The 13093-nt window shown below is 67.1% G+C and carries 12 protein-coding genes; 10 read left to right on the top strand and 2 right to left on the bottom strand.

Annotated elements, in window-relative coordinates:
- Nucleotides 1-313 precede the first annotated feature (313 nt).
- Both ACFFJ6_RS16745 and ACFFJ6_RS16740 read left to right on the top strand, forming a co-directional pair.
- Nucleotides 314-3538, top strand: a complete 3225-nt coding sequence (locus tag ACFFJ6_RS16745; protein ID WP_378389812.1) for an autotransporter family protein — start codon at nt 314-316, stop codon at nt 3536-3538.
- Nucleotides 3539-3849: 311 nt separating this feature from the next.
- Nucleotides 3850-4614, top strand: a complete 765-nt coding sequence (locus ACFFJ6_RS16740; RefSeq protein ID WP_378389810.1) for a sulfite exporter TauE/SafE family protein — start codon at nt 3850-3852, stop codon at nt 4612-4614.
- A 16-nt stretch (nt 4615-4630) separates the two neighbouring features.
- Here ACFFJ6_RS16740 and ACFFJ6_RS16735 read toward each other — a convergent pair whose 3' ends face one another.
- Complete coding sequence (locus ACFFJ6_RS16735; protein WP_054165542.1) at nt 4631-4828, bottom strand: hypothetical protein; 198 nt, start codon at nt 4826-4828, stop codon at nt 4631-4633.
- 269 nt (nt 4829-5097) lie between these two features.
- On the opposite strand from ACFFJ6_RS16735, the gene ACFFJ6_RS16730 reads away from it, so the two are divergent.
- The 3 genes from ACFFJ6_RS16730 (at nt 5098) to ACFFJ6_RS16720 (ending at nt 6834) form a co-directional block, all read left to right on the top strand.
- Nucleotides 5098-5679, top strand: a complete 582-nt coding sequence (locus ACFFJ6_RS16730) for a PadR family transcriptional regulator (protein ID WP_378389807.1) — start codon at nt 5098-5100, stop codon at nt 5677-5679.
- 35 nt (nt 5680-5714) lie between these two features.
- A complete protein-coding gene (petA, locus tag ACFFJ6_RS16725) occupies nt 5715-6248 on the top strand; it encodes a ubiquinol-cytochrome c reductase iron-sulfur subunit (RefSeq protein WP_378389805.1) in 534 nt (177 codons plus the stop codon).
- A 205-nt stretch (nt 6249-6453) separates the two neighbouring features.
- Nucleotides 6454-6834, top strand: a complete 381-nt coding sequence (locus ACFFJ6_RS16720) for a NifB/NifX family molybdenum-iron cluster-binding protein (protein ID WP_378389803.1) — start codon at nt 6454-6456, stop codon at nt 6832-6834.
- Nucleotides 6835-6969: 135 nt separating this feature from the next.
- Here ACFFJ6_RS16720 and ACFFJ6_RS16715 read toward each other — a convergent pair whose 3' ends face one another.
- Nucleotides 6970-7173 carry a YgaP family membrane protein gene (locus ACFFJ6_RS16715; RefSeq protein ID WP_378389801.1) on the bottom strand — a complete coding sequence of 68 codons (204 nt, stop codon included), beginning with the start codon at nt 7171-7173 and terminating at the stop codon, nt 6970-6972.
- Nucleotides 7174-7323: 150 nt separating this feature from the next.
- On the opposite strand from ACFFJ6_RS16715, the gene ACFFJ6_RS16710 reads away from it, so the two are divergent.
- The 5 genes from ACFFJ6_RS16710 to ACFFJ6_RS16690 all read left to right on the top strand — a co-directional run bounded on the left by ACFFJ6_RS16710 (nt 7324) and on the right by ACFFJ6_RS16690 (nt 13093).
- Nucleotides 7324-7644, top strand: a complete 321-nt coding sequence (locus ACFFJ6_RS16710) for an ArsR/SmtB family transcription factor (RefSeq protein WP_378389799.1) — start codon at nt 7324-7326, stop codon at nt 7642-7644.
- 1 nt (nt 7645) lies between these two features.
- Nucleotides 7646-8644, top strand: a complete 999-nt coding sequence (locus ACFFJ6_RS16705) for an efflux RND transporter periplasmic adaptor subunit (protein ID WP_378389797.1) — start codon at nt 7646-7648, stop codon at nt 8642-8644.
- Nucleotides 8641-11865: an efflux RND transporter permease subunit gene (locus ACFFJ6_RS16700; RefSeq protein WP_378389795.1), complete on the top strand. Its 3225-nt coding sequence runs from the start codon at nt 8641-8643 to the stop codon at nt 11863-11865. The genes ACFFJ6_RS16705 and ACFFJ6_RS16700 overlap by 4 nt, the downstream gene beginning before the upstream one ends.
- Before the next feature lie 59 nt (nt 11866-11924).
- Nucleotides 11925-12572 carry a DsbA family protein gene (locus tag ACFFJ6_RS16695; RefSeq protein ID WP_378389793.1) on the top strand — a complete coding sequence of 216 codons (648 nt, stop codon included), beginning with the start codon at nt 11925-11927 and terminating at the stop codon, nt 12570-12572.
- A 194-nt stretch (nt 12573-12766) separates the two neighbouring features.
- Nucleotides 12767-13093, top strand: a complete 327-nt coding sequence (locus ACFFJ6_RS16690; RefSeq protein ID WP_378389791.1) for a hypothetical protein — start codon at nt 12767-12769, stop codon at nt 13091-13093.

Below are 13093 nucleotides of genomic sequence, written 5' to 3'. Positions count from 1 at the left end.
CTTCCTGATCGGTGCCGGAGACGAGCGCTCCGATGTGAACGATGCGGCGCGGGGGTGACCCGCCGAGGGGGCTAACTCGCGCGTCGCGCGGAAGTCCCGCGGATAGGTCGTCGCGGTCTCCCGCTGCGTTCAATGTGCCGGCCACGGACGCCAGGACATGCGTTGCATGCGCGCATCGGTTCCCGCCGCAAGGCACGCAAAGCCGTCGCAGCCACGCCTTCGGGCCCGCCGTGTCACGCCGCTGTCAAATGCCACATTTAAGACAAAGTTAACTTTGGCAAGCGGCGGTGCGGTGGTGCGTTGGAATAACAGCGTGAGTTGGCTCGTGTTTCTGAGCCTTGGAACGAGCCTTGGAACGAGCCTTGGAACAATCCTGGTCGGCCCGGCCGAGGCCGCCTCGTTCAACGTCGCGGTCGGCGCCACCGACACCACGGCGAAGACCGTGACCGGCACCGATACCGGCACCGTCCAGTCCGGCGGCACACTCAACGTGAGCGGCACCGCGATCACCTTCACCGGCCCGGCCGGCGGCGTGGTCATCAACAATTCCGGGACGATTTCCTCGGGCAATCGCGGCATCGACACCTCGGGCGCCAATCCGCCGCGCAGCCTGACGCTGAACAACTTCGCCGGCGCGCTGATCTCGACGGTGGACGACGCGTTCCGCCTCAACACCTCGATCGGCAACGGCACGGTGGTGATCAACAACTCTGGCACCATCGTCTCCAACACCGGACAGGTGTTCGACTTCGCCAGCAACAGCTCGGCGACCGGCACCGTGCAGATCAACAACAATGCCGGCGGCATCCTGCGCGCGCTCGGCAACGACGTGATCCGGCCGGGGTCCGGCAGCACCACCATTACCAATGCCGGGCTGATCGACGCCACCACCACCGCCAACCGCGGCATCAATCTCAACGTCAGCAATCTCGGCACGGTGACGTCGTTCCAGGTGATCAACACCGCGACCGGCACGATCCAGTCGCAGGACGATGCGATCCGGGTCACGGCCAGCACGCTGGCGACCACCGGCAGCTTCACGATCGACAATGCCGGGACCATCCAGTCGACCGCGACCGGCCAGGCGATCGACTTCAACGACCTGACCTCGGGCGCCATCCAGATCATCAACCGCGCCACCGGTGTGATCCGCTCGACCGGCGCCGATGCGGTGCGGCCCGGCGAGGGCGCGACTGTCACCAATTACGGCCTGATCTATTCCGACGGCGTCGTCGGCAGCAGCAATGACGGCATCGACTGGCAGAGCCATTCGGGCACGGTGATCAACAAGTCCGGCGGCACCATCTCGGGCTTCCGCCACGGCATCACCACCGACGCCAACGTCACCGTCACCAACGAGGCCGGCGCGACCATCATCGGCCGCAACGGCTCGGGTGTCGGCTCCGACGGCACCGGCACCGTGGTCAACTACGGCCGCATCACCGGCGCCTATAACGGCAGCGGTACCGGCGATGGCGACGGCGTCGACGTCGATTTCGCCGCCACCATCACCAACTACGGCATCATCGAAGGCACCGGCGCCGGTGGCTACGATTCCGGTGGCCGCCTCAACAACAGCGAAGGTCTGTCGATCGGCGGCGGCACCATCGTCAACTACGGCACGATCTCCGGCGCGTCCTACGGCATCGTCGTCAACAACGACTCCAACACCGACGGCACCCGCAGCGGAGTCGCCGCGACCACGATCACCAACGCCGCGGGCGGCACCATCGTCGGCCAGAACGGCTTCGCGATCCGGCTCGAGAACAAGACCGGCACCGCGGCGGACAACGATACGATCGTGAATTCCGGCACCATCATCGGCAACGGCGCGATCCCGGATCCGAACGCCGTGGTGCTGCTGCAGAACGGCACGCCGGACACCCGATCGGTCGGCACGCTCGACGGGGTCACTTACACCGGCACCGGCTCGGCCCGCTTCATCCGCGGCGATGGCTCGGCGATCCAGATGGGCGAGGGCGCGGACGTCCTGACCAACTACGGCACCATCATCGGTAACAACGGCCGCGCCGTGAACATGGAAGGCGGCAACGACACCGTCAACATCATGCCGACCTCGCGCATCGTCGGCCTGGTCAACGGCGGCGCCGGCATCGATACGCTGAACTACTACAAGGTCGGCCTGTCCGACGCCAAGCGGGCGCAGCTCGCGGCCGGCCAGACCGTCAATATCGGCGGCACGCTCTACACCTCGTTCGAAGTGGCGAACGCGTTCGCGCCGTCGTTCTCGGCCTTCGCCAGCCCGTCCAGGCCCGGCAGCGCCGGCCCGGCCTGGCTGTTCGACAACCTCTCCAACAGCGTCGCGGCGAGCCCCGATGCACTGAGCCTGATCGACAGCGTGGCGAGCGCGGCCGATGTCGGCGCGGCGCTGGCGCAGCTGTCGCCGGCCTCCTATCAGGCACTCGGCCGGATGACGCTGAATTCGGCGTCGCAGACCGGCACGCTGATCGACCAGCGGCTGATGCAGAGCCGGTTCGGTGCCGGCAGCGATCTCGGCGGCGCCGGCGCGGCTCTGGCGATGGCCGATGCCGGGATGTTCGGTGCGTCGGTCTCGACCATGGAGCGCACGCTGGCCTCGCTCGGCGCGTGGAATACGCGCGACGCGCTGGCCGCCTCCGGCTGGGGCGCTACTGCGGATGCGCTGGCCTATGCGCCCACCAAGGCGCCGCCGCTGCGTGCCGCGCTCGATCCGAGCTTCGGCGTGTTCGTCGGCTCCAGCCTCAGCAGTTCGCGCGAGGGCGCGCGGCCGGACGTCAGCGCGTTCCGGTCGACCACCGCGAACGTCGTCGCCGGCGCCGACTGGCGCGTGTCCGACAGCTGGGTGCTCGGCGCGTTCGGCGGCTATGCGCTGACCAGCGGCGATCTCGACACGCTCGGCAGCACCACCAAGATCACCAGCCGCAGCGTCGGCGGCTACGCCAGCTATCGCGCGCCGTGGTGGTACGCGAACGTCGTCGGCTTCTACGGCTGGGACGGCTACGACAATCGCCGTGTCGCGCTCGGCACCACCAACAGCTCGCGCTTCGACGGCAACCATTACACGGTGCGCGGCGCGATCGGCACCGATCTGCGGATGTTGGGCGGCTTCGTCGTCACGCCGGAGCTGAGCCTGCAATACACCCGCGTCGCCACCGATGCATTCACCGAGGCCGGCGGCATCACCGCGCTGAGCGTTGCGGCCGACCGAACCGAGTCGCTGCGCTCAGGCGCGGGCGTGCGGATCGCCCACGATCTCCAGACCAATAACGGCGTGCTGACGCCGGAACTGCGGCTCGCCTGGCTGCACGAATTCAAGGATGGCGTTCGCGGCCTCGACGCCAGTTTCGTCGAGCCGACGCTGCCGGGCGTGTTCACCACCTTCACCGGCCAGGGCATCCGCGACCGCGGCGTATTCGGCACCGGCGTCACCGGACGACTCGGCCAGGCGACGCAGGTCTCGCTCGGCTACGACGCCATCGTCGGCAGCAGCGACGCCGTGACCCATCTGGTGACCGGACGCGTCAAGGTGTCGTTCTAGAGGCGCCGCGCCCTAGCTCTCCGTCATTGCGAGCGAAGCGAAGCAATCCAGCGCAGTGCACGGCGCTGGATTGCTTCGTCGCGGAGCCTGTGCTCGGACGGCGCGAAGCGCCGATCCGGGTGCTCCTCGCAATGACGAGAGTTCGACGGAACGTCGACCTCCAGCCCTTGCACCGTGCAGGCACCGACTTGCTTCGCGCCATTCGGTTTCACTTGCGACGAGCCGCTCCGTGCCGCATGGATCGTGGGCGCAATCGCGCGCCGTCGATTTCTGCTGCCGGTCCGGCGGCGTTCCCCTCGCGAGCCCCCCCCGTGTCGTCGATCATCACCGATCCGTGGTTCTATGTCGCCGCCGTTCCGGCGGTGATCCTGCTCGGGCTCGCCAAGGGCGGCTTCTCGGGGATCGGCATCGCGGCGACGCCGCTGCTCGCGCTGTTCCTGCCGCCGCTCGAAGCCGCGGCGCTGCTGCTGCCGGTGCTGATCAGCCAGGACATGATCTCGCTCTATGTCTATCGCCGGCATTGGGACGCGCGCAGCCTGAAGATCATGCTGCCGGGCGCGCTGATCGGCATGGGCGTGGCGTGGTGGACGGCCTCGATCGTCTCGGACGATGTGGTGCGGCTGATCGTCGGCGGCGTCGGCGTTGCCTTCGTGCTCAATGTCTGGCTGCGGCCGCAGCTGACGCCGGCCAAAGGCGCGGTCGCGCCCGGCGTGTTCTGGGGCGGCGTGTCGGGCTTCACGTCGTTCATGACGCAGGGCGGCGGCCCGCCCTATCAGGTCTATATGCTGCCGCTGCAGCTGCCGAAGCTGGTGCTGGTCGGCACCACCACGATCTTCTTCGCGATCCTCAACGTGCTGAAGATCGGCCCCTACATCCTGCTCGGCCAGTTCAACCCGGCGAACCTGTCGACCTCGATCGCGCTGCTGCCGCTCGCGGCAGCCGCCAACATGCTCGGCATCTGGCTGGTGCGCCGGATGCCGACCGGGCTGTTCTACAAGATCGCCTATGCGCTGCTGTTCGTCGTCTCGACCGCGCTGATGGCGCAAGGCGTGCTCGGCCTGATCGGCGCGAAGTAGCCACGCCGACAGTGGGTCAGCGCGCCGTGGGCGCGATCTGACGGGCCACCAGATACGAGACCGGCATGGCCAGCACAAAGCCGGCTGCGACTGCGCGCGGGATCCACTCCATCGCATGCTCGGCGAGGCTCGGTACGGCCAGGATAGCGACCACCATCATGCCGGTCAGCGTTGCGCCGCCGATGATCCACAGCACCATCGCGACCTTCAACATGTTCGTCTCCTGATTGTCGGGCCGATTGGTCAGCCAGAAAGCGGCTCGTGGCGCTGCGCGCCACGGCTCGAAAAGTGTCGGGACGATATGTCGGGGCTGGTTCCTGGTATTGATCTCGATCAAATGGCAGCGGCCGAAAGGTAATCCAAAACAGTTACTTACACTACTATCGCACCATTTTCGGCCGCACGCGTCCGTTCGCTAAGATATGTCTTTACAGGCCCGAAGAGACGGACGTACGGAAGATATATCTTACTCAGGAGAGCCCGATGGATGGCCTCGACAACGGCGGACGGCGCTGCGGATTCGGAATGCCGGGCTGCCGCTGGGCGCGTCGCGGCGGCGGGCGCGGCATGGGCGGTGAGATGACCCGCGCCGGCCGGATGCTGGCGCAGGGCGACCTCAAGCTGATCGCGCTGGCGCTGATCGCCGAGCAGCCGCGCCACGGCTACGACATCATCAAGGTGATCGAGGAGAGGACGGCCGGCTGGTACGCGCCGAGTCCCGGCGTGGTCTATCCGGCGCTCACCTTTCTGGAAGACATCGGCCACGTCATCGCGCAGCCCGAGGGCGCCAAGAAGCTCTATGTGATCACCGACGACGGCCGCGACTATCTGAGCGAGCGCCGCGACCTGGCCGAAGCCGTGCTCGATCGGCTCGCCGCGTTCGGCGAGTCGATGCAGCAGCAGAACGGCGAGGGCGGCGAGGCTGGCGAACTGCCGCCGCTGCTGCGGGCCGCGCTCGACAATCTGCGCGCAGTTGCGGCCCGGCAGATCGCCAAGGATTCCGACAAGGAAGCCGAGCTGGTCGCGGTGCTGGCCCGCGCCGCCGGCGAGCTGCGCAAGGTTTGACAACGACGGCGGGCGATCCCGCCAAGGAGACCACCATGACCGCAATCACTTCCGAACAGCCCACCCGGCGTGACGTGCTGTTTCTTGCCACCGGCGCGCTCGCCGCGGTCGGCACCGCCTCGCTGGTCTGGCCGTTCGTGGCCCAGCTCAATCCCGATTCTTCAACAATCGCGGCCGGCTTCCCGCTCGAGGTCGATCTCGCGCCGATCGCCCAAGGCCAGGTGGTGAAAGTGTTCTGGCGCGGCCAGCCGATCTTTATCAGCCACCGCACGCCGAAGGAGATCGCGTCGGCGCAGACCGCCGACTGGAAGAGCATGCGCGATCCGCAGCCGGATTCGGCTCGGGTGAAGCCCGGCAAGGAACAGTGGCTGGTGGTGTCGGCGATCTGCACCCATCTCGGCTGCGTGCCGACCGAGCATCAGGGCAATTACGACGGCTGGTTCTGCCAATGCCACGGCTCGCAATACGACTCCTCCGGCCGCATCCGCCTCGGGCCGGCACCCGCCAACCTGCCGCTGGTGCCGTACAAGTTTGCGTCCGATACGCAGATCATCATCGGCGAGACGTGAGGCTGCCTGACTTAGTTCGCGCAACCGCTCACCCGTCGTCGTCCCTGACTCTCCGCACGTCATTGCGAGGAGCACACGGATCGGCGCTTCGCGCCGTCCGAGCACAGGCTCCGCGACGAAGCAATCCAGCCCCGCACTCGGCGCTGGATTGCTTCGCTTCGCTCGCAATGACGGGTGGCATAACCCTGCATAAGAAAGTCCCTTGATGTTGATCGCCGTCGCCAGCCAGAATTTCCGCACCGTCACCGGCCATGCCGGCAAGAGCCGCCGCTTCATGGTGTTCGACGCCGCGCACGGCCGCACGCCGCGCGAGGTGCAGCGGCTCGATCTGCCGAAAGAACAATCGATCCATGAATTCGACGAGCGCGCGCCGCATCCGCTCGACCGCGTCGAGGCGGTGATCGCCGGCAGCGCCGGCGCCGGCTTCATCGCCCGTATGGCGGCCCGCGGCGTCCGCGCCATCACCACCGCCGAGACAGACCCGGTCGCCGCCGTAAAGGCCTACATCGCCGGCACCCTGCCGCCGCCGGCGCCGGACGATCACGACGAAGCGGAAGGCGGCTGCGGCTGCCATTGTGGGCACTAGACTTTCCCCGTCATTGCGAGCGAAGCGAAGCAATCCAGCGCCGAGCAGGGAGCTGGATTGCTTCGTCGCGGAGCCTGTGCTCGGACGGCGCGAAGCGCCGATCCGTGTGCTCCGCGCAATGACGGCGGATGGCGTTCAGGAAAACGCCGTCCCGCTCCCGACGCCGAGCTTCTTGAACACGATCGCCGCGGGACAGAAACCCGTGAACGACGCCTGGATCATGTTGACGCCGGCGAAGGCGGTGAGCAGCAGTGAATACGGGCTGACCAGCCAGCCGAGCAGCAGACTCGTCAGCACCACGCAGCCGGCGAAGGCGAGAACGGCGCGATCCAGGTTCATTGCGTTGCTCCTTCAAGACTGAGTGTCGCGAGACCGTTGTTGCAAGGCAGGCTCTGTCGAAAGGCACGAGCCGCGTGGTCCGCCGTCGATGCGTTGACAATATATTCGTATAATCCTATATACGCAACTATGAAGATACGAGCCGACCTCATGGAAGCCGCCGCCGACCAGGCCAGCGAGCTGCTCAAGGCGTTATCGAACCGCCACCGGCTGTTGCTGGTCTGTCAGTTGATCGATGGCGAACGTTCGGTCGGCGAGCTGGCCGAGCTGCTGGGCCTGCGCGACTCCACCGTGTCCCAGCATCTGGCGCTGCTGCGCAAGGACGGACTGGTGGCGGCCCGGCGCGACGGCCAGACCATCTACTACTCGATCGCGAGCGAACCCGCCCGCGAACTCCTGACCACGTTGTATCGGCTGTATTGCCCGGCCCCGATAACCGGCGCAGCCAAGAGAAAGTCCGCAGAGGCCTGAGATGAACCTACGCGACCTCATGGGCGGCGCCGTCGCCGCGATCCTGATTGGCGCCGCGGGTGCCTCCGCGGCCGAGCCGACGTTGACGGTGGCGGAGCGGAACGTCGCCGACGAGAAGGCGGTGTTCGCCACGGTCGAGAGTATCAGCGTGGTGCCGGCGCGCGCGCGGATCGGCGGCACGGTGATTTCGCTGAAAGTGCGCGAGGGCGACAGCGTCAGCCGCGGCCAGGAGATCGCCACCATCGGTGACGACAAGCTGACCCTGCAGATGAATTCGCTCGACGCGCAGATCCAGGCCCTGCAGGCGCAGGCGAGCCAGGCGCAGATCGATTACGACCGTACCTCGGGGCTGGTCGAACGCGGCACGCTGCCGCGCACCAAGCTCGACGAGGCCCGCACCGCGCTCAACGTCGCCGAGAACAATCTGCGCGCCAAGACCGCCGAACGGTCCGTGGTGCAGCAGCAGTTCAAGGAAGGCCAGGTGCTCGCGCCCGACGACGGCCGCGTGCTGAAGAAGATGATCACGGTCGGCTCGGTGGTGCTGCAGGGCGATCCGATCGTCACCGTGGCGCAGCAGCATTACAAGCTTCGCCTGAGGGTGCCGGAGCGGCACGCGCGCTTCCTGAAGCAGGGTGACCGCATCCGCGTCGACGGTGCCGAGGCCGGCGATGCGGCGGCGAAGTTCGGCACCATCGATCTGGTCTATCCGCAGATCGAGGACGGCCGCGTCGTTGCCGACGCCACGGTCCCCGGGCTCGGCCAGTACTTCGTCGGCGACCGGCTGCGCGTCTGGATCTCCAGCGGCGAGCGGCCGGCCTTCGTGATCCCGTCACGCTTCATCAAGACCGAGTTCGGCATCGACACCGTGCAGCTCGGCGCGCCCGGCAAGACCATCGCCGTGCCGGTGCAGCGCGGCCGCGAACATCCGACCCCCGACATGCCGGACGGCCTCGAGATTCTCTCGGGACTGCGGAATGGTGACAAGCTGGTGCAGCCGTGAATCTCGGACTCTCAGGTCGCCTGACCAGAGCGACGATCCAGTCGCCGCTGACGCCGCTGTTTCTGCTGGCCTCGCTGGTGGTGGGGCTGATCGCGCTCGCCGCGATCCCGCGCGAGGAGGAGCCGCAGATCAGCGTGCCGATGGTCGATATCCGCGTCAACGCCGACGGCTTGCGCGGCCCCGATGCGGTCGAGCTGGTGACCAAGCCGCTCGAAGCCATCGTCAAGGGCATCGACGGCGTCGAGCATGTCTATAGCCAGACCGAGGACGACCGCGTCCTGGTCACGGCGCGCTTTCTGGTCGGCACCAAGGCCGAGGACGCGATCCTGCGCGTCCACGAGAAGATCCGCGCCAATCTCGACCGCATTCCGGTCGGCATCCCCGAGCCGCTGATTGTCGGCCGCGGCATCAACGACGTCGCCGTCACCGTGCTGACGCTGTCGCCGAAGCCGGAGGCAGCCTCGCGCTGGACCGACAAGGACCTCTACGAATTCGCCGACAAGCTGCGCTCCGAGCTGATGAAGGTCGATAGCATCGGGCTCACTTACATCTCCGGCGGCGGCGCGCAGCAGATCCGGGTCGAGCCCGATCCCGAGAAGCTCTCGCTGTACGGCGTGACGCTGCAGCAGCTCGTCGCCAAGGTGAAAGATGCCAATCGCTCGTTCCTGGCCGGCAGCGTGCGCGACGCCGGCGGCGTGCGCAGCGTCTCCGCCGGGCAGACGCTGAGCGGCATTCCGGATATCGGCCTGCTGCTGATTGCGACGCGTGATAATCGCCCCGTCTATGTCAAGGACGTCGCGCAGGTGATCGTCGGCCCGAACGCCGCCGAGCACCGGGTCTGGACTGATACGCGCGCTGGTTCAGGCAAATGGGATCGCGTCCCCGCGGTCAGCCTCGCGCTGGCCAAGCGCGCCGGCGCCAATGCGGTGGTGGTGTCGCACGACATCAAGGCGCGGCTCGCCACGCTCGAAGGCACGCTGATCCCCAGCGACGTCGCCGTCACCATCACCCGCGACTATGGCGAAACCGCCAACGACAAGGCCAACGAGCTGCTGCTGCATCTCGGCATCGCGACGATCTCGATCGTGGTGCTGATCGCGATCGCGATCGGCTGGCGCGAGGCGGTGGTCACCGCGGTGGTGATCCCGACCACGATCCTGCTGACGCTGTTTGCTGCGAATCTGATGGGCTACACCATCAACCGCGTCAGCCTGTTCGCGCTGATCTTCTCGATCGGCATCCTGGTCGACGACGCCATCGTGGTGGTCGAGAATATCGCCCGGCATTGGGGCATGAAGGACGGCCGGCCGCGTCTGCAGGCCGCGATCGAGGCGGTGGCCGAGGTCGGCAACCCGACCGTGATCGCAACGCTCACAGTGATCGCCGCGCTGCTGCCGATGCTGTTCGTGTCCGGCATGATGGGGCCTTATATGGCGCCGATCCCGGCCAATGCTTCGGCCGCGATGCTGTTCTCGTTCGTCGTCGCCATGGTGGTGGCGCCGTGGCTGATGCTGAAGCTGGCGCCTGCGCCCGGTGTCGGCGCGGCGTCGCACGATGCCCACGACGAAGGCCGGCTCGGCCGGCTGTATCGCCGCATCGCGACGCCGATCGTCGCCAGCAAGCGCGCGGCGTGGATCTTCCTGCTCGGCGTCGGCATTGCGACGCTGCTGTCGATGGTGCTGTTCTATACGAAGTCGGTGACGGTGAAGCTGTTGCCGTTCGACAACAAGAGCGAGATCGCCGTGATGGTCGATCTGCCCGAAGGCGCGAGCGTGGAAGACACCGAGCGCACGCTGTTCGCCGCCGCCGATATCGCCCGCGGCCTGCCCGAGATCATGTCGGTTCAGAGCTATGCGGGCACGCCGGCGCCGTACAATTTCAACGGGCTGGCGCGGCAGTATTACTTGCGCGAGCGGCCGGAGCTCGGCGAACTGCAGGTCAACCTCAAGGAGCGCGGCGAGCGCAGCCGCGCCAGCCACGCCGTCGCGCTCGATCTGCGCGAGCGGCTCAAGGCGCTGGATCCGCCGCAAGGCACCAGCATCAAGGTGGTCGAAGTGCCGCCGGGGCCGCCGGTGCTCTCCACGTTGCTCGCCGAGATCTACGGCCCCGACGTCGCGACCCGCCGTGCCGTCGCGCACGAGGTGAAGAAGATCTTCAAGGACGTGCCGTTCATCGTCGATATCGACGACTCCATCGGCGATCCGCGGCCGCGGCTGCGGCTGTCGATCGATCAGGACCGGCTGGAATTCTTCGGCGTCGAGCAGAAGGACGTCTACGACACCATCGCCACGCTGTTCGGCGGCACCTCGGTCGGCTACTCGCATCGCGGCGAGGATCGCAACCCGATCGCCATCACTGTCGGTCTTCCGAAGCGCGATCTCGCCTGGACCGAGGCGCTCGCCTCGACGCCGGTGCCGGCCAATACGCTGCCGGGTAGCAAGACGGTGGTCGAACTCGGCCAGCTGGTGAAGGCGACGCGCGAGGTCGGCTCGCCGCTGATCTTCCGCCGCGACGGCCGCTTCGCCGACATGGTGCAGGCGGAGCTCGCGGGCAAATTCGAGGCGCCGCTCTACGGCATGCTGGAGGTCGATCGTCTGATCGAGGCGCACGACTGGGGCAAGCTGCCGAAGCCGGCGATCAGCCTGCACGGCCAGCCGACCGACGAGTCGAAGCCGATGGTGCTGTGGGACGGCGAATGGGAAATCACCTGGGTGACGTTCCGCGACATGGGCGCTGCGTTCGGCGCGGCGATCCTCGGCATCTACGTGCTGGTGGTGGCGCAGTTCAGAAGCTTCAAGCTGCCGCTGGTGATCCTGACGCCGATCCCACTGACGCTGATCGGCATCCTGATCGGTCACTGGCTGCTCGGCGCGCCGTTCACCGCCACCTCGATGATCGGCTTCATCGCGCTGGCCGGCATCATCGTGCGCAACTCGATCCTGCTGGTCGATTTCATCCGCCACTCCGGCGGCGAGGGCAAGGCGCTGCGCGAAGTCGTGCTGCAGGCCGGCGCGGTGCGGTTCAAGCCGATCCTGCTCACCGCTCTGGCGGCGATGATCGGCGCGGCGACGATCCTGCTCGATCCGATCTTCCAGGGGCTGGCGATCTCGCTGCTGTTCGGGCTGGCGTCGTCGACGCTGCTGACCGTGCTGGTGATCCCGGCGATCTACATCGCGCTGCGGGGCGGTCCGGCGAAATCCGCCGGGCTGACGTCAAAGTGATCGCATTCCCGGGCGATCCGGGGCACAACAGGCGCTCCGCAGACGACGATTGGAACCCGATGATGATCACCCGCCGCTCGGCCCTGTTGACCGCCCTGACGTTGCCGCCGGTGCTGGCCACGCGCGCCTGGGCCGCTCCCGCAGCGTCGGCGCCGGACGACAACGTGCTGTCGACCGAGGCGGTGCTGCGCGATCCGGACATTCCGGTGGCGGGCAATCCGGACGGTGACATCACCATCGTCGAATATTCTGATTATCGCTGCCCGTACTGCAAGAAGGTGGCGCCGGAGCTGATGCAGGTCGTCAACGACGACGGCAAGGTCCGGCTGGTGCTGAAGGACTGGCCGATCTTCGGCGGCATCTCGGTCGATGCGGCCAAGCTGGTGCTGGCCGCGAAGTATCAGGGCAAGTTCCTCGAGGCCCACAACGCGCTGATCGGCACCACCTCGAAGCTGACCGAAGCGGTGATGAACGATACGCTCGGCAAGGGCGGCGTCGACGTCGCCCGCGCCACCAAGGATCTCGAGACCAACAAGGACGCGATCGACGCGATCCTCAAGCGCAACGACGCGCAGGCCCGCGCCTTCGGCTTCCAGGGCACCCCCGCCTTCATCGTCGGCCGCTTCCGCGTCCCCGGCGTGCTCGACGCCGCGATGTTCAAGCAGGCCATCAAGGACGCCCGCACCGCAGCGGCGCAGAAGAAGTAGTTCGGCCGAAAGCTCTTCCCGATGTTGCGACGCCTGAAGCGACGAAGCAACCGGAAGCGGCGTGCATCGCGCTGGATTGCTTTGCAGGATCCTTCCTCGGGCGGCTCTTCGCCGGACTGTTGGCTCGCTTGATCTGGGTCATCCTTGTGCCGCTCACCACGCGCTAATCTGACGCGTCGTGGCGCAGCAGCAGGATGACGATCATGCCCTGCAGGCGAAGCGCGGCCATCACGGTCGCGACGATGGCTTCTCTGGGCTTGGCGGTCGTAGTCACGTCCGCCACGGCGGCACCGTGGCGCGCCGACGAGGGCAACACCCGCGGGTGGATGCTGATGTCGCCGCAGGAGCGGATCGAGCATCAGGCCCGCGTGCGTGGCTTTACCGATTACGACACCTGCGAAGCCTATCGGGTCGAACATCACGCCCTGATGGTGCGCCGGGCGCGTGAGCGCGGATTGGCGCTTTCGGACGAGCATTGGGATTTCTGCAGCCGCCTCAGGCGCGGCGCGCGGCCGGAATAG

The sequence above is a fragment of the Rhodopseudomonas telluris genome (genome assembly GCF_042432815.1).
Lineage (GTDB): Bacteria > Pseudomonadota > Alphaproteobacteria > Rhizobiales > Xanthobacteraceae > Rhodopseudomonas > Rhodopseudomonas telluris.
This window is presented reverse-complemented; position numbering and strand designations above follow the sequence as displayed.

Bases quoted from the DNA above. Each gene is read 5' to 3' on its own strand.
- ACFFJ6_RS16735 (WP_054165542.1), bottom strand. From the start codon at position 4,828: ATGTTGAAGGTCGCGATGGTGCTGTGGATCATCGGCGGCGCAACGCTG.
- ACFFJ6_RS16730 (WP_378389807.1), top strand. From the start codon at position 5,098: ATGGATGGCCTCGACAACGGCGGACGGCGCTGCGGATTCGGAATGCCG.
- petA (WP_378389805.1), top strand. From the start codon at position 5,715: ATGACCGCAATCACTTCCGAACAGCCCACCCGGCGTGACGTGCTGTTT.
- ACFFJ6_RS16720 (WP_378389803.1), top strand. From the start codon at position 6,454: ATGTTGATCGCCGTCGCCAGCCAGAATTTCCGCACCGTCACCGGCCAT.
- ACFFJ6_RS16715 (WP_378389801.1), bottom strand. From the start codon at position 7,173: ATGAACCTGGATCGCGCCGTTCTCGCCTTCGCCGGCTGCGTGGTGCTG.
- ACFFJ6_RS16710 (WP_378389799.1), top strand. From the start codon at position 7,324: ATGGAAGCCGCCGCCGACCAGGCCAGCGAGCTGCTCAAGGCGTTATCG.
- ACFFJ6_RS16705 (WP_378389797.1), top strand. From the start codon at position 7,646: ATGAACCTACGCGACCTCATGGGCGGCGCCGTCGCCGCGATCCTGATT.
- ACFFJ6_RS16695 (WP_378389793.1), top strand. From the start codon at position 11,925: ATGATGATCACCCGCCGCTCGGCCCTGTTGACCGCCCTGACGTTGCCG.
- ACFFJ6_RS16690 (WP_378389791.1), top strand. From the start codon at position 12,767: ATGACGATCATGCCCTGCAGGCGAAGCGCGGCCATCACGGTCGCGACG.